Here is a 25436-nt window from a genome sequence, read left to right on the forward strand (position 1 = left end):
CCCCGATTTTCACCTGGTTTACTTCTCGAGAGCATGGCAATGGAAACGTGGCAGCAGTTTTTGGGCGTACGAGCGCGGGAGGTGAAAACGGTGTGGCTGTTTTTCCTGCACAACTTTATGCTGGGCATCGGGACTGTTCTGGTGTATGTGGTGGCTAACGTACTGCTGCTGGAGCACTACCCCGAGCACAACCTGCCGCTGGCCTACGGGCTGGGGGCGCTGGCCATGCTGGCCGTCGGGAGGCTATACACCCGCTTTGAGCACGCCTGGCCCCTGAAAACACTGGCGGCGCGGGCAATACTCACAGCTCTGGTGTTCACGGGGCTACTTGGAGGGCTGCTACTACTGCGGGGCAATGCCGTGGTTGTGGCCGTGCTGCTGATGACCGGCTACCGGGTAGTGTACCTGCTCACCAATCTGGAGTTCTGGGGCCTCTCGGCGGTGGTGTTTGATGTGCGGCAGGGACGGCGCCTGTTCAGCGTTATCAGTTCCGGCGACATGCCGGCCAAAGCCCTGGGCGCTCTGCTAGCTATTTTCGTGCATGCCCAACAAGACCTGGTACTACTGCTAGGGCTGGCTTTCGGGGCGTACCTGGTGGCCTTGTACACCCAGCAGCTCACGTTTCGCTCGCACTTGGTAGAAGCCCGGCCAGCCCCGGCGCGTCCGCAGGCCTCGGTTGCCTCACCCCTGGTCCGGCGGTGGCTAGGCCGGAGCCCACTACTGCTGCACATGGGGTTGAGTTGGCTGGCAGTGGCAGCCGTGAGCACGGGCGCGGAGTACTTTTTCTTCGTCAATGTAAAGCAGAAGCTGCTCGACCAGACCGTGATTCTGCAGTATGTAGGCGGCGTGCTGGCTCTTTCCTATGGGCTGGCCATGCTGGGCAAGCTGCTGCTCACCCGCCATGGCCTCGACCGGCTGGGGTTGCCGCGTACCCTGCTGCTACTTCCGCTCACGGCCCTAGCTGGGGTAGCCATGTTTGGGGCGCTGCAGTTGGGGGCTGTGGGCTCAGGCGGGTGGCTGTTGTATTTCTGCGGGCTGTACTTGAGCATGGAGGTGCTGCGTCGGGGCCTGTTTGAGCCGGTATTTCTGGTGCTGTTCCAGCCCCTTTCGGCTCCGGAGCGGCTGAAGGGGCACACTCAGGTCAAGGGGTTCTATGAGCCGCTGGGTATGGGCCTAACAGGACTGGTATTGTATGCCGTGCACGCTTGGCCAGCAGGGGGCAGTGCAGTGGCTTTTGTCTGGATGGGGGCTTTGCTAGTGCTTGCTATGCTGATGCTGCGCCGCACTCACCGTCATTATCTGCAGGAGCTGAAAACCGTTTTGGGCCGGCGCTTTTATAACCCGGCTCAGGCCGCCGAAAACCTCGCCGGCCGGCTTGGCATCCGGGAAACCTTCGAGCATCTGGAGGCTGACGCACACTCTACATGGGGAGCCGATTCGCCTACCCCCGCGGCGGGCTTCAACCCCGATGCGGGCCTGCATAACCCAGATTTGCCGGTGCAGCTGGAAACCATCCGGGCTTGCCTGAGTGCCGAGCCCGACCACCCAGCGGCCCAGGCCCGCCTGCAGGAACTGGCCGCTGCCAGTGATGCCAACCAGCGGCAGGCCGCACTTGGGCTGCTGGAATTCCTACCCCACCCTCAGCAGCTAACGCTGCTGCGCACCTGTTTTCAGAGCCAGAACCCAGGGCTGCTGAAGGCTGCCCGCCAAGCCGCGGCCCAGGTACCCACACCCGAGATAATTAAGCTGCTGATAGAACTGCTGGAGCAGAAGGCGGTGCGCAAGCTGGCAGCCGACACCCTGGTGAATATGGGCTCCGCCGTGCTACCTACCCTCGAAAAAAACCTGCACCGCCAAACCGACTACCCCCTACTGCGCCGCCTAACCCAGGTATGCGCCCGCCTGGCTACCCCTGCTGCGCGCCGTACGCTGGTGCTGCTGGCTCAGCAAACCAACCTGACGCGCCGCGCGGCCGCCCTGCAGGCTCTCGGCCGCTTTGATACCGTAGTCGCCGATGCCCCGTTGTTTCAGCACCTGATGCAAAAGGAAATGCGACTGGCCCAGCAGCTACTACGCGGCATGCTAGGCGCCAACGTGGAGCTACGTTCCTGCCTGAAGTATGAGCTGACGAAGGCGCAGCAGCGCCTGTTTGGCCTGTTGCTGCAGCTCTACGACCGGCAACCCATTCTGGACGCCCGGCGCAGCGTTGCCCGGACCGGCCAGGAACGCCAGGCCAATGCCCTCGAAATCCTCGACAATCTACTTCCGCGCCCGCTTTACCAGGGGTTGCAGGCGCTAGTGGAGGTAGGGAGGCTGACCAAGAAGGTCCAGACCTTTGATCAACTGTTGGGCCCCGCGCCGCCGGAACCCATCCTGACCACCATTCTGGAGCGCGGCGAGGAAGCCTTTGCTCCCTGGACCCTGAGCGTGGCCCTGCGCCAGTGGCAGCCCACCCCCGCTACGGTGGCCACCTTGCAAACTTACCTGCGAGCCACCAACGTGCTGGTGCGCGAAAGCGCCGAAGATGTGCTGGAGCTGCTGCCCGCCCGCTACCCCGCGGTGTATGAGCATTGGGCTAGCCTCTTCCCTACCCCCGCCTTGGACGGCAATCCGCCGGCCGCGGAGCCGCGCGTGCCAGCCGTGGAGCGGCTGCTGCTCCTAAAACATACCACCCTCTTCGCCGATACGCCCGAGAACGTGCTCAGCAGCATTGTACCCATCATGAAGGAAGTGAGCTTCCCGGCGCAGCACCCAATTTTCGCAAAGGGCGACCTGGGAACTTCCCTGTTTATTATTTACACTGGTGAGGTGGGTATTTTCACGGAGGAGCACCGGCTGGCCACTTTCCGCGAAGGCGAGTTTTTTGGCGAATTGGCCTTGCTGGATGCGGAGCCGCGCTCCGCCTCTGCTGTTACCCAGAGCCCCGTAGTTGCTTTTCGCCTCGATCAGGAAGATTTCTACGACGTGATGGAAGAGTGCGCGGAAGTGCTCCAGAATATTCTGCGCGTGCTTTGCCAGCGCCTGCGCCTGCAGAACGAGAAAATGAAAGCGCTGGCCGAAGGCGAAATAGTCTGATTACCTAATCTGAGCAAGGGTTGCGCCCACTAGCGGGGTAGGCACAACCTTATCAGCGGGCCGCTACTTCCCTGCTTCCACTGCCGCTGCCGACGCTTGTCGTGGCGGGTTTCTCCCTTTGCTATGTCTCTTCAGCCGCTATCTGCTCCCAAGTCGTTTTACCGGAACCCCTGGAGCCTGCTGGGGGCCTGGGTGCGGAAGTGGTGGTGGCGCGCAATTAACCTGGGCGCGCGGCCGGGCCTTACGGTATGGCAGCTCAAGCGCATTCACCTGCTCAATGGCATCTGCTGGATTACCGTTGGGATTTACGCGGGCTACGTGCTGGCGTACATAAACTCGCCCGACTGGCTGACTTTGCGCATCTGCTTGGCTGGGCTGGTGCTGCATCTGCCGCCTCTGCTTTTGAACTACTACCACCGCTACGATGCTTCAGCCTACTACAACATCCTGAGCGTAACGCTGATCTGCGGCCTGACGGCAATAGTGCGGCGCTACAATGGCGTGGAGTTCTTCCTGATTACCAACAGCATCGTGGGCATGCTTTTCTTCCGGGCGCTCTGGAAGGTGGCTTTTCTGTTTGTGGTGAATGTGGTGGCCTACTTTGCCGTGCGCTACGCCATGACGGTGGTTACGTTTTCGTTGTACGTGCCGGGCAGCGTGTATTTCTACAACGTGAATGTGGCGCTGTGCTTTCTGACGCTGTTTCTGGTGGTGTTTTATTTCCGCAGCGAAAACCTGCAGCAGGAAGCCTTGCTTACCCGCCAGAATGCATCCCTGACCGATTCGTTGCAGCACCTGCGTACTACCCAGGCCCAGCTGGTGCAGCAGGAGAAGCTGGCGAGCCTGGGCGCCCTTACGGCCGGCATTGCCCATGAAATTCAGAACCCGCTCAACTTCGTCAATAACTTTTCGGAGGTAGGCTTGGAGATGGTGCAGGAGCTGCGCGAGGCGCTGGCCACCGAAAAGCTGTCGGCTGAAGCACAGCAGAACGTTGCCCTTCTGCTCGACGACCTGGCTCAGAGCCAGCAGAAGGTGCACCAGCACGCCGAGCGGGCCGGAAGCATTGTGCGGGCGATGCTTCTGCACAGCCGGGCCAGCACCGGCCAGCGCCAGGCCACCAACCTCAATGCCCTCTGCAACGAGTACCTGCGCTTGGCTTACCATGGCCTGCGCGCCAAAGACCCTACTTTCAACGCCACCCTCACCACCGATTTTGCCCTGCACCTGGAACCCGTGGCTGTGGTGGCCGAGGACCTGGGCCGGGTACTACTGAATTTGTTTACCAATGCCCTGTATGCCCTGCAGCAGAAAGCCCGCCTGGCCACGCCCGGCACCTACCGTCCTACCATCACCGTCAGCACGCGCTGGCTGAAAAACAGCAATGAAGTCCTGATTCAGGTGCGCGACAACGGCACGGGCATTCCGGCGGCGGTGCTGGGTCAGATTTTCCACCCGTTTTTCACCACCAAGCCTCCCGGCGAGGGCACCGGGCTGGGCCTTTCCCTGAGCTACGACATCATTACCAAAGGCCACGGCGGCACACTTTCCGTGCGCTCCGAAGAAGGTGAGTACAGCGAATTTACCATTCGGCTGCCAGCCCCACGTATCTAACGGCAAGCTCCTGCGTATATAGCCGCATTCGGCCTACCCGTGGGGGTAGGCTCTTTCTCTCTGAACCCACTCACCCCTCTACCATGAACAAGTATCTGCTCTCCACCCTGGCTCTGGCTTTCGCGCTCAACACTGGCTCTGCGCTGGCTCAGGGTAAGATGAAAACCAAATCGGACGACGAGAAAACGAAAACCAAAGAAGGCGGCATGACCACCAAAACCAAGGTGGCCGATGACGGCAAAGTGAAGGTAAAAGGCGAGTCGGAGGATGGGGCCAAGCTGAAAGCTACCACCAAGCCCCGCAAAGGCGTTGACATGAAAAATATGTCGATGTCGTCTACTTCCAGCAGCGCTGGTGTGATGGTAGGCGGCGCCATGATGACACCCGACAAGGACATTGTGGACAACGCCGTGAACTCCAATGAGCACACTACCCTGGTTGCGGCCGTAAAGGGTGCTGGCTTGGTTGAAACCCTGGAAGGAGCGGGTCCTTTCACCGTATTCGCGCCCACCAATGCGGCCTTCGACAAGCTGCCCGCTGGCACCGTGAACACGCTCATACAGCCTGAGAACAAGCAGAAGCTGACCACCATCCTGACCTACCACGTAGTACCCGGCCGCCTGCTGGCTGCTGACCTCAAGGACGGCCAGATGCTGACCACCGTAGAAGGCGAAACTCTGATGGTGCACCGCACCGGCAATACTGTAATGCTGCATGACAGCAAAGGCGGCAAAGCCAACGTAACTACCCCCGATGTAGTATCGAGCAACGGCGTGACCCACGTTATCGACGCGGTGCTGATGCCCACTAAGTAAACTTACTTCCAGCCACATACAAAAGCCGGCCCCTCTTAGGGGCCGGCTTTTTTGCGTACTACCCCTTCTTTGGCTGCCAAACCCTGTTTGTGTTACGGAATTGTTATGAAACCCTGCTGAGGCCGCTTTGGGGCCACCCAGCCGGCCTGCATTGCCGATCTTTGAGCTTCGCCTTTCCAACACACACCCTTTTGCTCCTATGAAACACTTCTTCTCATGGTTGGTGGGTGCCACGCTGAGCGTTGGCTCAGTTATGGCGCAAACTCTACCCCCTGCCGCGCCAGTAAACTTGCAGGGCCAGGACCTGAAAACCTGGCTGCGGCAGAACTGGTACGACGGCAAGCGCACGGAGCTCAGCTACAGCATGGCCCGGGGAAAAATGTACAACTATGTTGATAACCAGGATGGCCGGGTGGTATGCGTGTACTCAGGTTACACTGAGAGTACGCCGCTTGACTCCAGCAACACCAACCCTGGCGTAGTTACGCGCATCAACTGCGAGCATACCGTGCCGCAGTCGTGGTTTGATGAGGTAGTGCGCATGCGCTCCGACATTCACCACCTGTTCCCGACCTATGATACCTGGAACAGCAACCGCGGCTCCGACCCCTTTGCAGAAATTCCTGACTCCCAGACCCGCCTCTGGATGCGCGACGTCCAGTCTCAGACCAGCATCCCAACTTCCAATATCAACGAGTACAGCGAGGACACCAACTCTGAGTTTGAGCCCCGCGAAGACCACAAGGGCAACCTGGCCCGGGCCATCTTTTACTTCTACACCATGCACCAAGAGCAGCAGTTTGACGCTGGCAAAGGTGTAATCACGGCTGCCGCCGATCTGCAAACCCTGTATCAGTGGCACCTAGCCGACCCCGTAGATGCCCGTGAGCGGGAACGAAACCGCCGAGTGGCTAAAAGCCAGGGCAACTTCAACCCCTACATTGCCTACCCCGATCTGGTAGCCCGGGCCTGGGGCTTCCCGGTGCCGCCCACCGTCTTTTTCGCGGCGGCTACGGGCAGCGCCCCTGAAGGCAACGCCGGCACCAGCACCTACACGGTTACTCTTTCAGTGACCTCAGCTCCTACTACCCCACTTACCGTAGATGTTGTGCTGGATGCGGCCAACTCCACGGCCACGCCGGGCCAGGACTTCACGTTTACCTCGCCCCAAACTGTCACCTTCGCGGCGGGCCAAACCACCCAGACGGTAACGGTAACCCTGAACGGCGACACCCAACAGGAGGCCAATGAAATAGTGGTGCTCAGCCTGCGCAACCCCTCTACCGGCGGCGCAGTAGGCGGCCCAGCCACGCATGAGCTGACCATTACCAACGACGACGGCACAGCCCCTACTATTGCCTTTGCTTCGGCTGCGGGCAGTGCACCGGAGGGCAATGCGGGCGCTACCACTACCTACACCGTGAACGTTACGCTGAGCGGCAGCGCCCCTACCGCCGCTGTTACCATCCCGGTAACGGTAAGCACCACCGGCACCACAGCCACCAGCCCCTCCGATTACACCCTGAATACCACCAGCCTGACCTTTGCGGCCGGACAGGCCTCCCAGACTCAAGCTATAACCCTGACTGTGGTTGGCGACACCCAGCCAGAGCCTAACGAAACCGTGCGCCTGGTGCTGGGCACGCCTACCACTGGCGGAGCCGTGCTGGGCACCCCGTCGGCTCACGTCCTGACGATACAGAACGATGACCAGGCACCCGCCGGCTCGCCCTGCACCGATTTGTTTTTCTCGGAGTACGCCGAGGGCAAGGCCGACAACACCAAAGTGCTGGAAATCTTCAACCCATCGTCAGCGCCCATAAGCTTAGAAGGAATGCAGGTGCGCCTCTACCCCAGCGGCTCTACTACCGCTTCGCGCACGGCCAACCTCAGCGGCACCATCGCGCCCGGCGACGTGTACGTTATTGCCAACACGGGCGTCGCAGCTAATGCAGTGAAGCCCCAGGTTGATCTGCAGTCGGAGGTAGGCTTCTTCAGCGGGCCGCATTCCATTGCCTTATTTGATGGCGTTGATACCCTCGACGTTATTGGGATAATTGGGCGGGCGCCCTCCGGTGATGCCTGGACGGTACCCGGCGGCTCTACCCGCGACAATACTCTGGTGCGCAAGCGCACCGTCAGCCGCGGTCAGACCCGCTGGAGCCTGTCGGCAGAGGAGTGGGACGTGCTGGGCACCGATGTATTCACCAACGTAGGCAGCCACACCAGCAACTGCACCACCGTAACCAGCACGGCCTCGGCAGCAGCCATGAGCCTGGGCATTGAGGCATTCCCGAACCCAGCGGGTGGCAGCCTGCAGGTGCGCCTGCCCGGCTTGCGTACCCGCCAGCAGGCAACCATCAGCCTCTACAACGCGCTGGGGCAGCAGGTACTTAGCCGCTCTCAGTCGCTGGGTGCCGCTGAAACCGCTACGCTGGATGTACAGTCCCTGGCCAACGGACTGTACTCGGTGCAAGTGCAGGCAGGCGGAGTAATTACTACCAGCCGGGTAGTCGTACAGCACTAACCGGCTTCGGTACCAGCCACCAGAATCCGGCAGTTGCCTCCCCTAGGAGAGCGGCTGCCGGATTCTGGCTTTTCAGGGGGTAGCACCAATGAAAAGCGAACGGCCCGCATTGCAGTGCGGGCCGTTCAGACACATGCGGTATCATCCACTCAATCAATAGGCTAACTATAAAAACAAACCTTTATATCAATATCATACCTCAGCAATGGTCAGTACTGGAATGCTGCTGTGTGCCAGGAGCCCCGCCGTTACACTTTGCAGAAACTGCTCGCCCGCAAATGTGCGCTGCCTGGTCACGAACGAGAGTAGATCGGCGCGGTGGCGGGCTGCCACGTGCCGGATACCTAACTCCACGCACGGAAAGCGGGTAGTAGCCACCGTGTGAGCCACGCCGCGCAATAGCCCCGATTGGTGCAGCCGGTCTGCTATTTCCTCCATAGCCGGTGAGGCCGGGCTGGTGTACACATGAATACCGATAACCTCGGGGAGCAACTGGGCAAGCAGGCGCTCCACGTCGCCGGGTAGGTGCGTGAGCGTGAGCGGGTAGCGCGAGTGCGTGAGTTGGGCCAGCAGCCCCGGAATGGTAGCGGCGGCGGCAGGCAGGCGCACGGCGCGGCGGTCAGTATCGAGCACGATACGCCGCGGCACAGGGCCAGCCCGGAACGTGTTAGGAACTACTAGCAAAGGTTGCGTCAGTTGCCGCACCAGGTGCAGGGCCGTGCTACGGGTAGCCGGAGTCAGGAGCTTAGCGGGGTTGCCGTTGCCAACCACCACTACGTGGCCAGTACCTAGGCCTAGTGCCTCATTTAAGCGCTCAATAGGGTTGCGGAAGGCAATTACCTCGTAGCTGCAAGGCACCTCCAGTGGCACCTGAGTGGCCAGTGCGGCTAGCTTCCGGTGCCGGATGCTGACATCAATTTCATCTGGGCCGGTATGGAAACAAGAGCCCTCGGGCGTGTCCTCATCAGGAAGTATATGCCACAGCCAAACCTGACCGCCCACATGCCGGGCCACGGCCACCGCATATTGCATAGCGTTGGCCGCGGTAGCCGAAAAGTCGGTCAGGACGTGGAACGTGAGCATGTAGCAGGCGCTGCGAGTGACGAAAACAACCGTTTTGAAAGGTACACTTTTCCGTAGCGCCCAGAATTAATATAAAATTAAAAAGATCTTATAATCAGATATTTCTACCTCAACCGTAGTAAAAAGCGTGGTAGTGCGCCTGTAATGGCCTTTGCCCGCCGCCAAGGGGTAGGCGGCGGGGTGCACCTTAGTAGTGAAGCAGCCTATCTGTCCCCGTCGAGCAGTTCGTTGTACTCGGGGTGGCGCCTCACGAAGCTATCCATAAACTCGCAGCTAGTCCGCACTTTTAGCTGCTGCTCCTTGGCATAAGTCAGTCCGGCGCGGGCCAGCTCTTCTGCCACGCCTTGGCCTCGCAGCCCTTCGTCTACATACGTGTGGGTAAAATCGATAATGCCCTGCTGGGGCTTGCTGTACGCCAACTCGCCAACGTAGCCGTTTTGCGAAACCGTAAATTCCTGATCAGAAGCGTGGTGATTAATAGAAGAAGCCATACAGAGGAAAACCAAAAAAGAGAAACAAGGTCGACAGTTGCGGTAAGCACCGCCATTTGCCGGGTATTTACGTATGAAGAGCAGCACCGGCCACTAGGGCCGGGCTTTCTTTTGCTTTCCTCTGATTTCCCTGGTTTCCCACTCTCTTCTTTTCCATACCATGACACATACTCCCGAAAATCCCGACCTCACGCCTCAGAATTCCGATAAACCTGCCTCTGATTTGCATACACCGCAATACGGCGAGTTTGGCAAGCCTTCTGATGCGGCGGCCAGCCAGGCCCAGCAAGCGGGCAGCCTCACCCAAGGTGGGCAAATGGCCCCGCCGGTAGCCTTCCCGGAGCAGCGCGGCAGCACCCCTCAGAACCTCGACCCTTCTCTCGTACGCCAAGTATCCGACTCGGAGTACGATGAACAGCGCGAAGGTTGGGCCCAGGATGACCCACGCTACGGCGGGGGTACGCGCAACTGGGCAACCAACGAGCCGGCTAACCGCAGCACCGGCCCCGCCGCTGAAGACGACGAGCATCCGCGCAACCCCAACGTGGGCAAAAACGATAACCCCGACGAATTCAGTGCGCTCCGCCCCGATGAAGGCCGTGGCATTCCGGGTGCAGGCAAGGACGACGCTGGTCCTTACTTTGAGGCCTCCGACAAAGACAAATAAGCGCGTTTTTCTGATCTGATAATCTGACTGTGCAGGGGGGCAACCCTGGTTTTACTCCCTGCACATTTTCCTTTCTTTCCTATGGCTACTGACCCCAATCAAGACCCCGCTGCTGCCCTCGACCCCAACTCGGGTGCTAACCTGACGGAGGAGCAGCGCAAGCACCGCGAAGAGCTGTACAGCTACAAGCGCGACGAAGAAGGCACCCTCGACACCTCGGCCCGCCTCGAAGAAGAAACCACGGGTATTCCGCTGGACGGCGCGGGCAATGCTGGCCCCGACGCCGACAACATGAGCCGCCGCGACGAGCTAGACATCCCGGGCTTCAACAACCCTATCGACGACAACAACCGCTAGCCGGCCGGGAGCCTTTGTAAGCCTGCGTGGCCTACCCCTCCCCAAGCGGCCAACTGGCATCCGACACCCCCGGAAGGTCAGCAATCCTGGAAGCTCACTTGGCTTCTGGAGTTGCTGGCCTTTCGGCTGATTTGGGGGGTAGGGCGGCTGGACCTGTCGTTGCTACCCCTGACATTGGGGTGGATTTCGCGTATCTAAATCTTCCGCGTAGCTTTCTGTTCTCCCAATCCTACTCGCCTATGGCTGCCCCCTTCCTTGTTCTGACTGATTTTACTGCCGCCGCCGACCATGCCCTGCGCTACGCAGCGGTCTTGGCCACTGCCGCGCAGGCCGCGCTGGTAGTACTCCATATCCGGCGCGAAACCTTATTGGACCCGGACGCTTTCACTGGCACAATTCGCCACATGAGTGAGGGCGAAATTGCGGCGGCTCTGCAGGAGCGGGTGCAGCCCTTGGGTGTGCCACACACCGTAGAATCGGCGGTGGATGGCGTAGAGGGTGCCGTGGCCGACGCCGTCCGACGGCACGCGCCTTCCCTGGTGATACTGGGCAAACCCGACACTGAAACTACTCCCGATGAGTTGGTCAGCAGTACCTCGCTAAAGCTATTGCGAGCCACCCGCACCCCTTTGCTAGTAGTACCCGAAGGATCGGATGCGCCCGTTCCGCCGCAGTGCGTAACTATTGCCGCCGACAACCAACCCATTGACCTGAAAGAACAGTCGGCAAATGTGCAGGAGCTATTGCAGGCCCTACAGCCACGCCTGACGGTAACCCACGTAGCCGAGCCCGAAAACAGCGACACTTGCGCGCCCGCTCTCACGGCTATTACCAACAGCGGTATTATTGGCAGTACTACTCACCGCATTCATGCCCACGGCGTACGGCACCGCCGAATTCCGGAGGGCATTTTGCAAGCCGCCGCCGAAACCAAGGCCGATTTACTGGTTCTGATAGCCCGTCGCCGCAGCTTCCTGGGCCAGCTTTTCAACCGCAGCGTTACCTCCCAAGTTATTCTGCACGGCAAGCTGCCCATGCTGCTACTACCGGCTCTGGACTAGCTTCTGGCTCCGCACTACACGCAAAAGCCCCCACCAAATTTGGCGGGGGCCTCTGTGTGTAGTGCGGCCTTATTACTTGGCAACGGTGTTTTTAACAGGTTTGCCTACCCCTGTACAGGTTACAAACCTTCTATCCTACCAGCGCCAGCCGGCCTGAATGCCCGCGTACCAGTTACGGCCGGGTGCGGGTTGGAAGTACCGGCCCCCAAAAGCATTCAGGTCATTGCCCAGAGAATACCGGCGGTTGGTGGCGTTTTCGAGGCCCCCGAAGATGTCCAGCCCCAGCCCCAGTGGCAGCTCTCGCCGCCAGCCAACCCGGCTCCCAAACGTCCAGTAGCCGGGGGCGTACTCGGTATTGGCATCGTTGAGGGGTAGGCGGGCTTGGTGGTTGATGGTAGGGTTAAGGTAGAAGCCCAGCCGCTCATTGAAGTCGAGGCCGGTGGTGAGTGTGTGCGGAGCGGTACCCGTGAGGCGGTTGCCACTGAAGTTGTTGCCCCCGCTCTCATAGCTCCCGAAGCGGTAGTGGTTATAGGCATAGCTCACGAAGGCCCGCAGCCCATAGCTTGGGGCTAGTGCCTGACTACCGGCCCCTACCCCCGCCGTGCGCCAAAGCCAACCGCTAAGAGCTGCTTCAATACCCCGTTGCCGGGTGGAGCCGGCATTAGCAAAAAGCTGCGTGCCTTGCTCCGTGGTGCGGGTAGTAATGGTTTGCCGCTGGCGTAGATCATAGAAAGCCACATCGTAGCGTAACCGCTCCTGCCAAAGCTGCCCCCGTGCTCCTACCTCGTAGCTAGTGCCTCGCTCGGCCTGCAATGCCCGGTTGATGGAAGCATCCGAAGGCCGAATTTCTTCTTCTGTCGGGGGTGAGAAACCCGAGCTTACACTGGCATACACTGACAGCCCCAGCCCAAATTCGCGCAGCAGCGCTACCCGCGGCGACACCTCCGGTCGGAAATTCCGCTCTAGCTCGTAGTCGGCGGGGCGGGCGGCGGCGTCGGAAAGGCGGCTGATACGGTAGCGCAAACGGTTGTAGCTGGCCCCGGCCGTAAGCAGCAGGCCAGCGGGCAGTTCGTAGTCGGCCTGGGCGAAAGCAAAACCCGTGAGTGTCCGGATTTCGTCATCGTAGCGCAGGGAACCGGGAGTACCGGCGCGGTTCTGGTAGTTGCGGGAGCTTTCGAAGCCAGTCTGACCCTCGCCGCCCCCCTGCAGCCGCAGTGTCCGGCCGGCCAGGGTGGTGCGGTAGTTGGCCACTACTCTGCCGCCGCCGCCCAATAAGGTATTACGCTCAAAATCCACTAGGTATGGTGTGTTGATGCGGCTGCCGCTCAGGTAGAGGGTAGTGCGCAAACTCAGGCGCTCCGAAAACCGGGCCTCGTGGGTACCGCCCAGAAGGGCCGCGCGGGAGGCGTAGTAGGTCCGCTGCTCCACGGTGCCAGGGCTAGTAGCTGTACCAGGCCGGGCCTGGCGGGGGTTAGCCTCGAACTGGGCGCGGGTAAGGCCGCCAGGCAGCTGATACGTTAGGTCGGAGTAGAGAGCGTGTAAGCTCAGGGTTTGCTTTTCGGAGGGTTGCCACTCACCGTCCAGGGCCAGCACGTCGCGGCGCAGGGCGCTCTGTTGCCGGTAGCCATCCAGGCTTTGACGGGCATAGGTAGCACGCAGATAGCCTGTGGCTGTGCCCGTTTCAGCCGAAACCGTGTAGCGCCGCAGCCCAAAGCTCCCAGCCGTGAAGCCCACCTGCGCCCTGCTAACGCCCGGGGTTGGCCGCCGTCCTGTCAGAAGCACGGCCCCTCCGGTGCCGGCACCATATACGCTGGCCGCCGGACCTTTTATAACCTCAAGCCCCCCTAATAGAGCTGGGTCAAGCAGGTTCAGAGGGGTGCTGCCGCTGGCTTCTGTGAAGGGCAGGCCCTGGTAATATACTTTGGTGTTGCGTACCCCAAACGGCGAGCGAAGCGTGCTGCCCCGCACGCTCAGTCGGTAGCTGGCCGTAGCGCGCTCTTCCAGCCGCACACCGGGTATAGTGTTCACAGCCTGCGTCAGGGCGTTTTGTGGGAAGCGCTCTAACACACGCGCATCCAATACGCCTACGGAAGCGGCCGTGCGCCGCAGAGGCAGCTGTTGCCCGTAGCCGGTTACGGTGGCCTCGGGCAGTACCTGCGGGCGAAGCATGGCGGTATCGGGAGGGGTAGGAAGGGGCTGCTGGGCCACGGCGGAAACAGGCAGCAACAGCAGAGAAAAGGTGTAACGATAGGTCATATACGAAACGATTCGGCAGCGGGCGGCTACCCCTTGTTAGCCGGCCAGAAAGACCGAGGCTGATGAGGTAGCCAGAAGCTATACCGAGTTGCCGCCATTTCGTTTGCCGAAAGGACGAAATCGTAGCTTGTGGTGAAGGCTATCTGCTTCCCAAAAGCAACTTTCTACCTAGAGGGCGCAAAAAATTTTCGATTTTTTGCGCCCTGCCGCTACCCTCAAAAAACTGTAGATGCCTTTACTCCGGTGGGTCAACTAGTGTCGAGCTATAACTGTCAGGAAAAGCAAGATGCCAGTCCGAATGTTGAGCTAGACAGTTTTATCATCAACTTGTACTCAGCTCATTAAATTTATCATACATTCCCTATATTTTCCAAGCAAATCTTAGTTTATGGATGAGCTTTGCTTCTTTATCTCAACTCTGCTAGTAGACTAAAAAGGCCTATTAGAAGATTGTAAAACCACATTTATTAAGGTTCTTTAATATAACAATAACAATAAAAACTAAAACTTTATTTTAAGCTATTAGTATTGCATCTTGTTACAAAGCAAAAGCTCAGTGAAATATGCTGTTGCCAATGCCTGCTAGCCTGCCCTCAGACGATGCATGTGATAAACGACTAACCCCAACGAATGCATGAAACCTTTACTGACTGGGCCCGAGCCGAGCCTATCTTTTCAGGTGCCAGCTGATGCCGGGCGATATGTCGGCACAGAGCCTGAGCATGTAGCAAGTATGGTTGCTTTTCCCCTTACCGATTCAGCAGTTGAGCCCCGGCTTGAGGAACTAGCTCAGGATGCCGCCCGCCTATGCGCGGTACCAATAGCATCAATCAGCTTTCTTGATGCTGCTGGGCAGTGGGTGAAAGCCCAGACTGGCCTAGCTCAGCTGGAAATTCCGTGCGCGGCTCCGTTGTGCACCCAAACGCTGGCGGGTAATGCCTTGGTGCAGTTGCATGAGGCTAACACCCCCGAGCTGTTCCAGAACTCTTCCTTGCCTGCTCAAGGCCCTGCGGTAGTGTTCGGCGCGGCCTACCCCCTGCGCACGCCGGAAGGCCAGGCAGTGGGTGTACTGGCTGTGTACGATACCACCCCACGCACCCTCAGCCCAGAGCAGCAAGTGTTTTTGGAGCTATTGGCCGGGCAAGCCAGTCAGCACCTGCAGCTGCGTGCGGCTTGCTTGGCTCAACAGGCCGCGGAAGCCGCCAGCCAGCGTCGTCAGTCCTTTCTGGCTGCCGTCAGCCACGAGATACGCACGCCTATTCATGGCATTATGGGGCTAACTCGTTTATTGCGAGACAGTTTCATTACTCCACAACAGGAAGAGCACCTAAGCATTATCTCCTCAACTGCGGAGAACTTGCTCCTGGTTATCAATGATATCCTGGATTACAGCAAGGTAGAACTGGGCCGTATGGAGCTGGAACGCGTCCCCTTCGACGTGGCTGCTACCGTTCTGGACACGACCCGCTCCTTGCAGCACTTGGCCCAAAAAAAGGGCCTTGTGCTGCACACTCGTCTCCACGACACCGCCATTCCGACGGTGGAGGGCGACCCGTTCCGTTTGCGTCAGGTGCTGTTGAACCTGATCAACAACGCGCTGAAGTTCACGGAAGTAGGCCAGATTACCGTTAGTGTAGAAGTCCGACACGAAGACGACCAGCAGGTTCATCTGGACTTCTGCGTGGAGGATACCGGCATTGGCATCAGCCCCGACAAGTCAGAGGAAATCTTCCGGGCTTTCGACCAGGCTGCGGCCAGCACGGCTCGGCGCTACGGAGGCACTGGCCTGGGACTTACCATCTGCAAAAGCCTGATTGAACTGCAACAAGGCCGAATTTGGCTGGATAGCCAGCCCGGCTGCGGCAGTTGCTTCCGCTTTTCGCTGGCCTACCCTATCAGCGCCTACGAACCTCAGCCTGAGGATGTGCTGCCGGTGCTGGAGCCTGGCCTATTGCAAGGTCTTTCGGTGCTACTGGCCGAAGATAACTCCGTGAACAAGCTCCTGGCTACTTCGCTTTTGCAGGGTTGGGGCGTGGAGGTAGAGGTAGCAGCCAACGGACGTCAGGCTCTGGACATGGCGGAAGCACAGCGCTACGACCTGATTCTGATGGATATTCAGATGCCGCAGCTTACCGGCCTTGATGCCACAGCCTACCTGCGCGCTACCACCAACCCCAACCAGCACACGCCTATCATCGCCCTAACGGCCAATGCCATGAAGGACGAGGTAGCAGCCTATACCCAGCAGGGCTTCACTGATTACCTTATCAAACCGTACTCGGAGGCTGATTTGTACCGGGTTATCGTGCGGGCTACCGGTCGTACGGAAGCAACGCCTGATCTGCCCCAGCCTACCTACAACTTCTCCCAGCTAGGCCGTTTGGCCCACGACCAGGAGTTTATTCGCAAGATGCAGCAGCTTTTCCTGGACACGGTGCCAGGCCAGTTGCAGCAGCTCCGCGAAGCATTGGCTCAGCGCCACTGGAAGGTTGCCAGCTCACTCACGCACAGCCTGCGCTCAACCTATGGCAGCCTGCAGATGGAAGAAGCTACTAACTGCCTCAAACAGCTGGAGAAGGCTATGCAGACCCCGCCCCCTACCCCCACGCCGTTGCTTAACCTCCTGAATCTGCTCACCACCATCACCAATCGTATGGCCGACACGTTTGCCGAGCACCTGCAACAGGCCACACAATTAGATAAGTCAGCTCCTGGTGCCAGCTCTTTTGCAGAGGACCCTGAGCAGAGTGTACTGGTACCAGCCTAGCATGGTACTCTGTTACGTTTATTTTAAATTTTTAAGCGCCCACTTAAGCCTTATCTCTTTTTTCTGCTCTCTGTGCCCTCTAGCGTCTTCTGCTGGGCTAATTACTTGACGGCTTGAGTTGTTTTGAACTTATGCCACGATTTTTTTCCTGGGCAAATTTTCAAATCCAAATAACAATGAATATAATTACATAAAATTACAACATTGCTCAGTTGTGTTCGTATGAGCCGGTACATTGTAAGCTAAGCAATCAAGCCGCTGACAATGATCCAGCAACTGCCTTACCCAATCGCATGACAACGGACTATTGTTGACCCGGTTTCTGAAACCTGCTTAACGTAACTCACTTGCCAGCAGCGGCAGTAAAAAGCTGTTAATCACGGGCTACCAGCCTATTTTCCCGGAAGTACAGTTCCACGCTTGCTTCCTTCCCGCTCTGCTACAATTGCTCCCATAGGCTCCGGCCGGCACGTAGCTCTCTCCCAAAAAACCTCCCACCCGCCTACCTCTGTCAGCTCTTCGAGGCTGCCTGAGGGCCTTTTGGTGTGCCAATATGAAGCTAAAACTTCTGCCTGCACACTTAAGGACAAAATTTTATTCGATTAATATCATCAGGCACGCTGACTCTTTTCCCTCACCATAACCTCTGGCACTTATGGTTTTACCTAAGAAACAACTCCTCATCATCGACGATGAGCCCTCTATCCGACTGATTCTGGAGCACTACTTTTCCAGCGAGTACGACGTAGTAGTCACCTCCAACGGACAGGAGGCTCTGAACTGGCTACAAAAAGGCCACCAGGCCGATGCCATTGTTGCCGACTACGAAATGCCGCAGATGGATGGGCTGGAGTTTCTGAAGCGCCTGCGGGCCAATGCTTCCCACAGCTCTACGCCCCTGCTCATGCTGTCGGTAGCTGATGAAAGCAGCAAAAAAATCCTGTGCCTCAAGCAGGGAGCCGACGACTACATCGTGAAGCCGTTCAATCCCGAAGAGTTGGAAATCAGGATCAAAAACGCCCTAAACCGCGTGCGGGCCTAGTGCCTCTTCCTTCTACCGCTCATTTGCCCTGCCCTACCCGAAATTCCCTATATGTATTGGTTCACAAATACCAACACTTTCCAGCTATGAATGCTACCGCTCCTAACATCTACCCTTCCGGCCGCGCGCCCCAATCCCTGCTCCCAAACTGGTGGCAGTTCACACACCGCAAAACCAAGAAAAGCCGCTCGGCCCGCGTCCGTTCTGCAGCCAGTGGCATGCACATGCCCATTGCCAAGCGGGCTTTCGACATAGTAGTATCTGCTACTATTCTGCTGGCGCTCATGCCGCTGTTTCTGATTGTAGCTCTGCTGATTAAGCTAGAATCGAAGGGCCCAGTGCTGTACTACTCTTACCGGGTAGGCACGGGCTACCGCAAGTTCCGTTTCTGGAAGTTCCGCTCCATGCGCCAAGATGCTGATCAGCTGCTTTCTTCCATGAAGAACCTGAACCAATATCAGGCAGCCGCTGAGCAAGAAACCAACGAAACCGGCACCTGTGCTTGCGGAAGTGAACACGGCACCTGCCAGAGCCATCTGATTGATAAGCACGGCAACCTCATCTGCGAGAAGCGCTACTATCAATCCAAGAAGGCTCGTGAAGAAGCAGCTTTCATCAAGATTGCCAACGACCCGCGCATTACCCGCATTGGCATGTTTATCCGCAACACCAGCATCGATGAGCTTCCCCAGCTTTTCAACGTGCTACGCGGCGATATGTCGCTGGTGGGCAACCGTCCCCTACCCCTCTATGAGGCTGAAAAGCTCACTACTGACCAATTCGTAACCCGCTTCCTGGCTCCGGCCGGCATTACGGGCCTCTGGCAGGTAAGCAAGCGCGGCAAGGGCGGAGAGATGTCGGCGGAGGAGCGCAAAGCCCTCGATGTGGAGTACGCGACCAACTATTCTTTCCGCAAGGACATCAAGATCCTGCTGAAAACCTTCCCGGCCCTGCTGCAAAAGGAAAACGTATGATGAAAGCCGCCTTCTACTCACTTGCTTTTGCCCTGACGGTAGTACCGCTGCTTTCTCAGGGGCAGACGCCCGGCCCCCCGCCTCCTCCCGCCCAGCCTTGGGAGGAGCGGTTCTTCAAAACCCCGGAAACCGTGTTGCCTATTCTTTACCAGGCGGCCATCGGTCATTCGGCGGAGCTGCAGAAGCTGGGATTAGCGGAACAGGTAGCGGGCGAAGACGTTCGGTTGGCTCGGAAAAAGATTCTGAGCTTGGTTTCTCTGAACTCCAACTATAGCTACGGTACCCTCCCCTACTTTGCCACTACTGGCAACACGGAACGCATTCAGCAGCTGAATGCTTTTTCGCTGAGTGCCCGGGCGCAGTACACGGTGGGGCTGAACATTGCCGTGCCTTTTGAGCAGCTGGCTAACCGCCGCACTACCATCCACAAACAGGAGCTGATTCAGCAACAAGCCGTTGCAGAGCGCGCCGTGGGCGAAACTGACATTCGACGCCAGGTAATCATGCTTTACCAGGAGTTGTCGTTGGCCCACGCTAACCTACAGCACCACCAGAGCGCGGTGCAGTCGGCGGGAATCAGCAAGAAGCTGGCCGACAGCAAGTTTAGGAGCGGAGAAATTCAGGTAGATGAGCAAATGGCTGCTACCGAGTTGCACAACAAAGCGCTGCTGGCTCAGGAAGAAGCCCGCAATAAGTACCAGACGGCCATGTTGCTGCTGGAAGACCTTCTGGGCTCGCCTCTCCACGCTTTAATGACTGGCAAATGACCTTTAAAGACATTACTCGGTTACTGCGGCGCCACTGGCTGCTGCTGCTGCTGATTCCGCTGGCCACCAGCGCCTCTATCTACTTCTTTGGCCGTAACCGGGACAAGAAATATACCTCTGACACGGTTATTTACACAGGTATTGCCTCGGGCTACAAAATTGACGGCGACAACAACGCGGCGGCCAGCGGCTGGAACGCAGCTTCTACGGCCTTCGACAACCTGCTGTCTCTCATCAACTCCCGCGATACGCGTGCGGAGGTATGCCTGCGCCTGCTGTCTGAGCACCTGATGGAGCGCAAGGCGGCGGGAGTTAACCCGGCCGCGGCCCAACAGGCTGCTGCGGTTCCTACCGGAGCCTTGGCCTCCATTGAGCGGGCCCTTTCGCCCGACAAGATGGACGCTGCCGATCAGCACATGCTGGACTCATTGGCCGTGACGGTTGCTGGTAACTCGGTACCCGAAACCTATGCTAACCTGCAGGCAGCCTACAAAGCCGACAACACCAACGCTATTTACAAGCTGCTGAACTCCAAGCACCCTTACTACTCGGAGTCGGCAATGTGGAATATCGCCGCTAACCGCATCAAGGATAGTGACCTGCTGCGCATTGAGTACAGCTCCAAGGACCCCGAAATTTGCCGCGAAACCTTGGACATTCTGACCCAGGTGTTTATCCGCAAGCACAAAGACCTGTTCGTCGACCAGAACGCCAACGTAATCGGCTACTTCGACGAGGCCACCCAAAAGGCTTACGCTCGCCTGCAAGCTGCTGAGCAAAAGCTGCTGCAGTTTCACCAGAAGCACAACATCGTGGACTACGAGAAGCAGATGGTGACCTCCACAGAGGAGCGCCAGCTGACGGCCGACAAGCTCAACGAGTTGGAGATGCAGTACGCCGGCGCTAGTTCAGCTCTGAAATCCACGCAGTCGTCTCTGGGCAAGCGCGGGGTATCGAATGTAAAAAGCCAAGAGATTCTGCGCCTCAGCAACCGCTTAGCGGAAGTAAACGAGCAGATTACGGAAGCCGAGCTACTTACCAAAACCGCTAACACGCCTGAGGGTGCAGCGCGGGTAGCCAACCTCAAGCAGCAAGCTGCCAGCCTCAGCAACAGCCTCGATGCTGCTACCACGAGCTACGACGCCGACTCCCGCTCAGCGCAGGGGGTAGCGGTGAAGGACGTGCTGCAGGACTACAGCAAAAACGCCCTTCTGGTAGAAGACTTACGCGGGCAGTTGGCCTCTATGCGTCAGCAGAAAAACAACTTCACCAGCCAGTACAACAGCCTGGTGCCACTGGGCGCTGAAATCCGCAAAATCCGCCGCGAGGTAGAAATTGCCGAGAAGGAGTACATGTCGCAGGTAGAAGGCCTGAAGCAAAGCAAACTCTCGCAGCAAAACGTAGAGCTGGCCTCCAAGCTGAAGGTAGTTGACCCGCCAAACCTGCCCGCTACGGCTGGTGGCACCCGCCTGCTGGTATTGCTGCTAGGTGGTTTTGTGGGCGCCTTTATGTTCACGGGCGCTGGCCTGGTAGCAGCTGACTTGCTAAACAACTCGCTGCAGAAGCCCGCTTTGGCCACCCGCGTAACCAGCTTCCCGGTGATGGGCATCATCCCCAACACCACCAACCTGAGCCAGAACCAACTGATGGATGCCCAGCGCGCCGAAGACCAACTGGCCCGGCAGCTGCTGCTGAAAATGCATCAGAAAGACGACTCCGAAAAGCCCTTCATGATTGGGGTGCTCAGCAGCCACAGCGGCGAGGGTAAAACCACCCTGGCCAGCTCCTTGACTGCCAGCCTGAACAACATGAAGATCAAGGCTCTGGGGCTGTTCCCGAATGACCACGCCGAGCACGTATGGATGGAAGGACACACCTCCTACTATTCGCCGCTACAAGGATTGTCGCAGGGCGTTACGGTGGCTGATCTGGCGGGCACGCGCATCTATAACAATGCCGTCATCATCGTAGAGTTTCCGGCCTTGCTGGAGGCTACCTACCCCGCTTCCTTGCTGCAAAGTCTAGACCTAGTGCTGGTAGCCGTGAAAGCCACTCGCAGCTGGGAACAGGCCGACAAAAAGATCTACGAGAACATCAAAAACGTGACCAAGGCCCCGATTGAGATAGTACTCAACGGCGTGCTCCCGGAATACGTGACGGACTTCATTGGGGCCCGCGTGAAAGGCAGCCACGGTAAAATTGCTGCCTTGCCTGCGCGCCCGATTCAGGGCTTGCTCAACCCGTAATTCACTGCTTTCCAGGGCGGGCTCGTTGCGGCCCGCCCAAAAACATCTTCTGCTTCTATGAGTCAATTCGCGTCGACACCCTTCTTCAGAAACCGCGGGATGCAAATCCTGCTGGGGGTAATGGCGGCTATTGGCTTGGGGTGGTTTACAGCGCAGGCCGGGCTACTGGTGCCGGCTCTGCTGATTGTGCTGGCAGTGGTGGTGCCGTTCGTCATCATCCTGTTTACTACCCCCCGGTTGGGCATCATTGCTCTGCTCTGCTACTGCTTCCTGTTCTTTATCATTGACCGGGAGATAGGCGGCGCGCCCTATGGCATGGCCATTGATGGCTTGCTGGTAACAACAGCCGTGGCGGTGCTGGTGCAGCACCGCCGCTTCGATTGGAGCTACATCAAGAATGACTTGATGCTGCTAACCTTGTTCTGGTTTGTGGTAAACATTCTGGAACTGGGCAACCCATCAGGGGCCAGCGTAATGGGTTGGGTTCAGGAATTCCGGAGCGCATCGTTCTACTGGCTCCTGACAGTGCCTTTGTCGCTGCTGCTGTTCAATCAGCGTAAGGATCTGAACCTGTTCCTGATGCTGCTCATCGTGTTGTCGGTACTGGGCACGCTCAACGGGCTTAAGCAGCTTTATATTGGCCTCTCACCAGGCGAGCAGCACTTCTTGGACGTAGGCAACGCCAAAACCCACTTGCTGTGGGGCAAACTGCGCGTTTTCTCCTTCTACAGCGACGCCGGCCAGTTCGGCGCCTCGCAGGCCCACATTGCCCTGATAGCCCTGATTTTGGGATTCGGCCCGTTCAAGAAGTGGCAGAAAGCGCTGCTATTGGTGGCAGCTGGAATCCTGATTACGGGCATGTTCATTTCTGGTACCCGGGGGGCCTTGTTTGCTCTTATCGTCGGGATTGCGGTAGCTCTCCTGATCAGTAAGAACATCAAGGCCTTAGTAGTAGGCTCCCTGTTGGCTCTTTCGGCGCTGTACGTACTGAAGTATACCAAAATCGGAGACAGCAACTACAACGTGTACCGTATGCGCACGGCCCTCGACCCGCAGGATGCTTCGCTGAACGTGCGCCTTAACAACCAGCTAAAGCTTCGTGACTACCTCGACTCGCATCCGTTTGGTGAGGGTGTAGGCACTATTGGCACTTGGGGCTTGAAGTACAACCCTAACAGCTACTTAGCCAACATCCCGCCCGACAGCTACTGGGTAAAGGTATGGGCCATGTATGGCATTGTGGGCTTCACCATCTGGTTTTGCATCATGCTCTACATAGTGGGCAAAGGGTGCGGCATCGTCTGGAATATCCGGGACCCCAAGTTGCGGGTAAAGCTCAACGCCCTGACGGCCGGCTCGGCCGGTATTCTTTTCTGCAGCTATGGCAACGAGGTAATCAATTTCATGCCCTCGGCCATCATTGTGTACATCTCCTGGGCCTTCATTTTTCTGGGGCCTAAGCTGGATTCGGAACCTGAACCTGTTCAACACTAACCAGCATATGGCAACGCCTCTGGTATCTATTATTTCCATCAACTACAACCAGGCCAGCGTCACCTGCGAGATGGTAGCTTCGTTGCGCCAGCTCACGTACCCGGCCGTGGAAGTTATTGTGGTTGACAATGCCTCCCCTACCGATGACCCCGGCGTAATAGCCGAGCAGTTTCCGGAAGTGCAGCTGATTCGTTCTGACAAGAACCTGGGCTTTGCCGGTGGCAACAACCTAGGCATCAAGCAGGCGAAAGGCAAGTACATCCTGTTTCTGAACAACGATACGGAGGTAGACCCAGGCTTTCTGGAGCCTCTGGTGGCATTGTTCGAGAACAACCTCGAAGCCGGCATTGCCTCGCCTAAAATCATTTTCCACGGCACCGACGACATTATCCAGTACGCCGGTTCCCTGGGCATTAATACCTGGACGGGCCGCAGCGTGACCGTCGGGCACCTGGAGCCCGACCACGGGCAGCACAACGTTTCGGGCCCCACCAAGCTCGCCGACGGAGCCGCCATGATGGTGCCGCGCCGCGTGATTGATGAGGTAGGCCTGATGCCGGAAGTATACTTCTTGTATTACGAGGAGTTGGACTACTGCGAAATCATTAAGCGCTGGGGCTATACCTGCCACTACGTGGCCGAGTCCACCATCTACCACAAAGAGTCGATGTCAGTAGGTAAGTCGTCGGTGATGAAAACCTACTACATGAACCGCAACCGCCTGCTGTTCATCCGCCGCAACTTCACGGGTTGGTCGTTCTGGACGAGCACCTGCGTGTTTTTGCTGGCCGCACTGCCCAAGAAAGCCGTATCGTTCTCGTGGCGCTCAGAGTGGAGCCACCTACGGGCTTTGGGCCGCGGCTTGTGGTGGAATCTGCAAAACCTGGGCACCCCTACCGCTACTTCCTAACCGCACGCTATGTCATTTATTACGCTCGTTCTTGATGTGGTATTGTGGGTACTGGGCATCTATCTGGCCCTGAACTGCGCCTACCTGCTGTTTTTCGCCATAGCTGGCCACTTCCGGCAGCCCCGCCTCCCGGAGCCTACCCCCTCATCGCAGTCCAACCGCCCGGCCCGCTCCATGTGCGTGCTTATTCCGGCCTACCGCGAAAACACGGTGATACTGGAAAGCACCCGCGCGGCTCTGCGCCACACGTACAATGGAACCCATACCGTGTGCGTCATTGCCGATGGCCTGCAGCCTGAAACCGTGGCTACCCTGCGCGAAATGGGTGCTGAAGTGCTGGAAGTGCACTTCGAACGTAGCACCAAGGGCAAGGCATTGCTTTTCGCGCTGCAAGCCCTTCCTAAAAACAAGTTTGAGGTGGCCATGGTGCTCGATGTGGACAACATCATGGGTCGCAACTGCCTAAACGCCGTAAACCAAGCCTTCGAGGCGGGGTACCAGGTAGTACAGGCGCACCGCACGGCCAAAAACACTGACTCGGCTTTTGCCCTGCTGGATGCCTGCAACGAGGAAATCAACAACCACATCTACCGCAAAGGGCACTTTGCCGTGGGTCTGTCAGCGGCTCTTATTGGCTCGGGCATGGCCTTCGAGTTTGGCTATCTGCGCCAGCTGCTCACCGACATCGGAGAAACCGTGGGCGAGGACAAAGAGCTGGATTTCCGCATTGCCCGCGACCAGGAAAAAATCTGCTACCTCGACGATGTGTACGTGTACGATGAGAAGGTAGAAAACGCGCAGGTATTCACCCAGCAGCGCAGCCGCTGGTTAGCCTCGCAGTTCGAGTTCCTGAAAAAATACGCCTCCGAGGGCCTGGAGCAACTCATGGAGCACGACAACTTCGAGTTCTTCAATAAGGTAGTACAGGCCTTTCTGGTACCACGCATGCTCCTGATTGGGGTACTCGGGGTATTGTTCATCGTTTCCTTGGTGATGAGCCTAGTATTGCCCGCAGGTCCTTCGCCGCTGTTCTGGGGCGGACTCCTGGCGGTGCTGGGTATTACCCTGTTTGTCTCCTTACCGGGCCGCCTCTACAACAAGCAACTCCTTACGGCCATCCTGCGCCTGCCTTACGCCCTGGTGTGCATGGTACTGGCCCTGTTTCGCATCAACCGCTCGAAAACCGCTTTCCTGGCTACCCCTCACCGGGTTCAAACCCTGGATGCCTCCATTGAGCATTAACCTGCGCCAGCCATGCCGTTCGAAATCATTGCCCTGCCCGCTGCGGCCTGC

The 25436-nt window shown here is 58.1% G+C and carries 18 protein-coding genes; 15 read left to right on the plus strand and 3 right to left on the minus strand.

Translation table 11 applies throughout. From position 1 onward, the window contains the following. The first annotated feature begins 33 nt into the window (after positions 1-33). From DNI29_RS20285 to DNI29_RS20300, 4 genes are all read left to right on the plus strand, one after another. On the plus strand, positions 34-3075 hold the full coding sequence (locus DNI29_RS20285) for a cyclic nucleotide-binding domain-containing protein (protein WP_110979958.1): 3042 nt from the start codon (positions 34-36) through the stop codon (positions 3073-3075). Between the two features lie 123 nt (positions 3076-3198). After that, a complete protein-coding gene (locus tag DNI29_RS20290; RefSeq protein WP_238388161.1) occupies positions 3199-4686 on the plus strand; it encodes a sensor histidine kinase in 1488 nt (495 codons plus the stop codon). A 314-nt stretch (positions 4687-5000) separates the two neighbouring features. Then, on the plus strand, positions 5001-5501 hold the full coding sequence (locus DNI29_RS20295) for a fasciclin domain-containing protein (protein WP_238388166.1): 501 nt from the start codon (positions 5001-5003) through the stop codon (positions 5499-5501). A 199-nt stretch (positions 5502-5700) separates the two neighbouring features. Further along, on the plus strand, positions 5701-8028 hold the full coding sequence (locus tag DNI29_RS20300; RefSeq protein WP_110979960.1) for an endonuclease: 2328 nt from the start codon (positions 5701-5703) through the stop codon (positions 8026-8028). Between the two features lie 192 nt (positions 8029-8220). Here the strand turns inward: DNI29_RS20300 and DNI29_RS20305 are convergent, their stop codons facing one another. Together DNI29_RS20305 and DNI29_RS20310 are read right to left on the minus strand one after the other, a co-directional pair. Continuing rightward, positions 8221-9111, minus strand: coding sequence for a universal stress protein (locus tag DNI29_RS20305; RefSeq protein ID WP_110979961.1), 891 nt, complete (start codon positions 9109-9111; stop codon positions 8221-8223). Positions 9112-9314: 203 nt separating this feature from the next. Continuing rightward, on the minus strand, positions 9315-9602 hold the full coding sequence (locus tag DNI29_RS20310; RefSeq protein ID WP_110979962.1) for a GNAT family N-acetyltransferase: 288 nt from the start codon (positions 9600-9602) through the stop codon (positions 9315-9317). A gap of 160 nt (positions 9603-9762) precedes the next feature. Between DNI29_RS20310 and DNI29_RS20315 the strand changes: the two genes are divergently transcribed. From DNI29_RS20315 to DNI29_RS20325, 3 genes are all read left to right on the plus strand, one after another. Next, positions 9763-10269, plus strand: coding sequence for a hypothetical protein (locus tag DNI29_RS20315; RefSeq protein ID WP_110979963.1), 507 nt, complete (start codon positions 9763-9765; stop codon positions 10267-10269). 81 nt (positions 10270-10350) lie between these two features. After that, positions 10351-10626: a hypothetical protein gene (locus DNI29_RS20320; RefSeq protein ID WP_110979964.1), complete on the plus strand. Its 276-nt coding sequence runs from the start codon at positions 10351-10353 to the stop codon at positions 10624-10626. Between the two features lie 239 nt (positions 10627-10865). Further along, positions 10866-11687 (plus strand): universal stress protein, encoded by an 822-nt coding sequence (locus DNI29_RS20325; protein WP_110979965.1) that lies wholly within the window; start codon positions 10866-10868, stop codon positions 11685-11687. 135 nt (positions 11688-11822) lie between these two features. Here the strand turns inward: DNI29_RS20325 and DNI29_RS20330 are convergent, their stop codons facing one another. After that, complete coding sequence (locus DNI29_RS20330; RefSeq protein WP_110979966.1) at positions 11823-13943, minus strand: TonB-dependent receptor family protein; 2121 nt, start codon at positions 13941-13943, stop codon at positions 11823-11825. 733 nt (positions 13944-14676) lie between these two features. On the opposite strand from DNI29_RS20330, the gene DNI29_RS20335 reads away from it, so the two are divergent. The 8 genes from DNI29_RS20335 (at position 14677) to DNI29_RS20370 (ending at position 25385) form a co-directional block, all read left to right on the plus strand. After that, a complete protein-coding gene (locus tag DNI29_RS20335; RefSeq protein WP_162303681.1) occupies positions 14677-16710 on the plus strand; it encodes an ATP-binding protein in 2034 nt (677 codons plus the stop codon). A 655-nt stretch (positions 16711-17365) separates the two neighbouring features. Then, positions 17366-17752, plus strand: coding sequence for a response regulator transcription factor (locus DNI29_RS20340; protein WP_110979968.1), 387 nt, complete (start codon positions 17366-17368; stop codon positions 17750-17752). An 86-nt stretch (positions 17753-17838) separates the two neighbouring features. Then, positions 17839-18726 (plus strand): sugar transferase, encoded by an 888-nt coding sequence (locus DNI29_RS20345; protein ID WP_110979969.1) that lies wholly within the window; start codon positions 17839-17841, stop codon positions 18724-18726. Continuing rightward, positions 18723-19493: a TolC family protein gene (locus DNI29_RS20350; RefSeq protein WP_110979970.1), complete on the plus strand. Its 771-nt coding sequence runs from the start codon at positions 18723-18725 to the stop codon at positions 19491-19493. The genes DNI29_RS20345 and DNI29_RS20350 overlap by 4 nt, the downstream gene beginning before the upstream one ends. Beyond that, positions 19490-21739: a GumC family protein gene (locus DNI29_RS20355; protein WP_110979971.1), complete on the plus strand. Its 2250-nt coding sequence runs from the start codon at positions 19490-19492 to the stop codon at positions 21737-21739. The genes DNI29_RS20350 and DNI29_RS20355 overlap by 4 nt, the downstream gene beginning before the upstream one ends. A gap of 99 nt (positions 21740-21838) precedes the next feature. After that, positions 21839-23233 (plus strand): O-antigen ligase family protein, encoded by a 1395-nt coding sequence (locus DNI29_RS20360; RefSeq protein ID WP_202910545.1) that lies wholly within the window; start codon positions 21839-21841, stop codon positions 23231-23233. Positions 23234-23240: 7 nt separating this feature from the next. Continuing rightward, the gene (locus DNI29_RS20365) at positions 23241-24143 is read left to right on the plus strand and encodes a glycosyltransferase family 2 protein (RefSeq protein ID WP_110979973.1); all 903 of its coding nucleotides are present in this window, start codon (positions 23241-23243) and stop codon (positions 24141-24143) included. A gap of 9 nt (positions 24144-24152) precedes the next feature. After that, the gene (locus tag DNI29_RS20370) at positions 24153-25385 is read left to right on the plus strand and encodes a glycosyltransferase family 2 protein (RefSeq protein ID WP_110979974.1); all 1233 of its coding nucleotides are present in this window, start codon (positions 24153-24155) and stop codon (positions 25383-25385) included. The last annotated feature ends 51 nt before the right edge of the window (positions 25386-25436 follow it).

It is taken from the genome of Hymenobacter sediminis (genome assembly GCF_003231285.1).
GTDB lineage: Bacteria > Bacteroidota > Bacteroidia > Cytophagales > Hymenobacteraceae > Hymenobacter > Hymenobacter sediminis.

Excerpts from the sequence above, each read along its gene's own strand:
- DNI29_RS20285 (WP_110979958.1), top strand. The coding sequence starts at position 34 with ATGGCAATGGAAACGTGGCAGCAGTTTTTGGGCGTACGAGCGCGGGAG.
- DNI29_RS20290 (WP_238388161.1), top strand. The coding sequence starts at position 3,199 with ATGTCTCTTCAGCCGCTATCTGCTCCCAAGTCGTTTTACCGGAACCCC.
- DNI29_RS20295 (WP_238388166.1), top strand. The coding sequence starts at position 5,001 with ATGAAAAATATGTCGATGTCGTCTACTTCCAGCAGCGCTGGTGTGATG.
- DNI29_RS20300 (WP_110979960.1), top strand. The coding sequence starts at position 5,701 with ATGAAACACTTCTTCTCATGGTTGGTGGGTGCCACGCTGAGCGTTGGC.
- DNI29_RS20305 (WP_110979961.1), bottom strand. The coding sequence starts at position 9,111 with ATGCTCACGTTCCACGTCCTGACCGACTTTTCGGCTACCGCGGCCAAC.
- DNI29_RS20310 (WP_110979962.1), bottom strand. The coding sequence starts at position 9,602 with ATGGCTTCTTCTATTAATCACCACGCTTCTGATCAGGAATTTACGGTT.
- DNI29_RS20315 (WP_110979963.1), top strand. The coding sequence starts at position 9,763 with ATGACACATACTCCCGAAAATCCCGACCTCACGCCTCAGAATTCCGAT.
- DNI29_RS20320 (WP_110979964.1), top strand. The coding sequence starts at position 10,351 with ATGGCTACTGACCCCAATCAAGACCCCGCTGCTGCCCTCGACCCCAAC.
- DNI29_RS20325 (WP_110979965.1), top strand. The coding sequence starts at position 10,866 with ATGGCTGCCCCCTTCCTTGTTCTGACTGATTTTACTGCCGCCGCCGAC.
- DNI29_RS20330 (WP_110979966.1), bottom strand. The coding sequence starts at position 13,943 with ATGACCTATCGTTACACCTTTTCTCTGCTGTTGCTGCCTGTTTCCGCC.
- DNI29_RS20335 (WP_162303681.1), top strand. The coding sequence starts at position 14,677 with ATGGTTGCTTTTCCCCTTACCGATTCAGCAGTTGAGCCCCGGCTTGAG.
- DNI29_RS20340 (WP_110979968.1), top strand. The coding sequence starts at position 17,366 with ATGGTTTTACCTAAGAAACAACTCCTCATCATCGACGATGAGCCCTCT.
- DNI29_RS20345 (WP_110979969.1), top strand. The coding sequence starts at position 17,839 with ATGAATGCTACCGCTCCTAACATCTACCCTTCCGGCCGCGCGCCCCAA.
- DNI29_RS20350 (WP_110979970.1), top strand. The coding sequence starts at position 18,723 with ATGATGAAAGCCGCCTTCTACTCACTTGCTTTTGCCCTGACGGTAGTA.
- DNI29_RS20355 (WP_110979971.1), top strand. The coding sequence starts at position 19,490 with ATGACCTTTAAAGACATTACTCGGTTACTGCGGCGCCACTGGCTGCTG.
- DNI29_RS20360 (WP_202910545.1), top strand. The coding sequence starts at position 21,839 with ATGCAAATCCTGCTGGGGGTAATGGCGGCTATTGGCTTGGGGTGGTTT.
- DNI29_RS20365 (WP_110979973.1), top strand. The coding sequence starts at position 23,241 with ATGGCAACGCCTCTGGTATCTATTATTTCCATCAACTACAACCAGGCC.
- DNI29_RS20370 (WP_110979974.1), top strand. The coding sequence starts at position 24,153 with ATGTCATTTATTACGCTCGTTCTTGATGTGGTATTGTGGGTACTGGGC.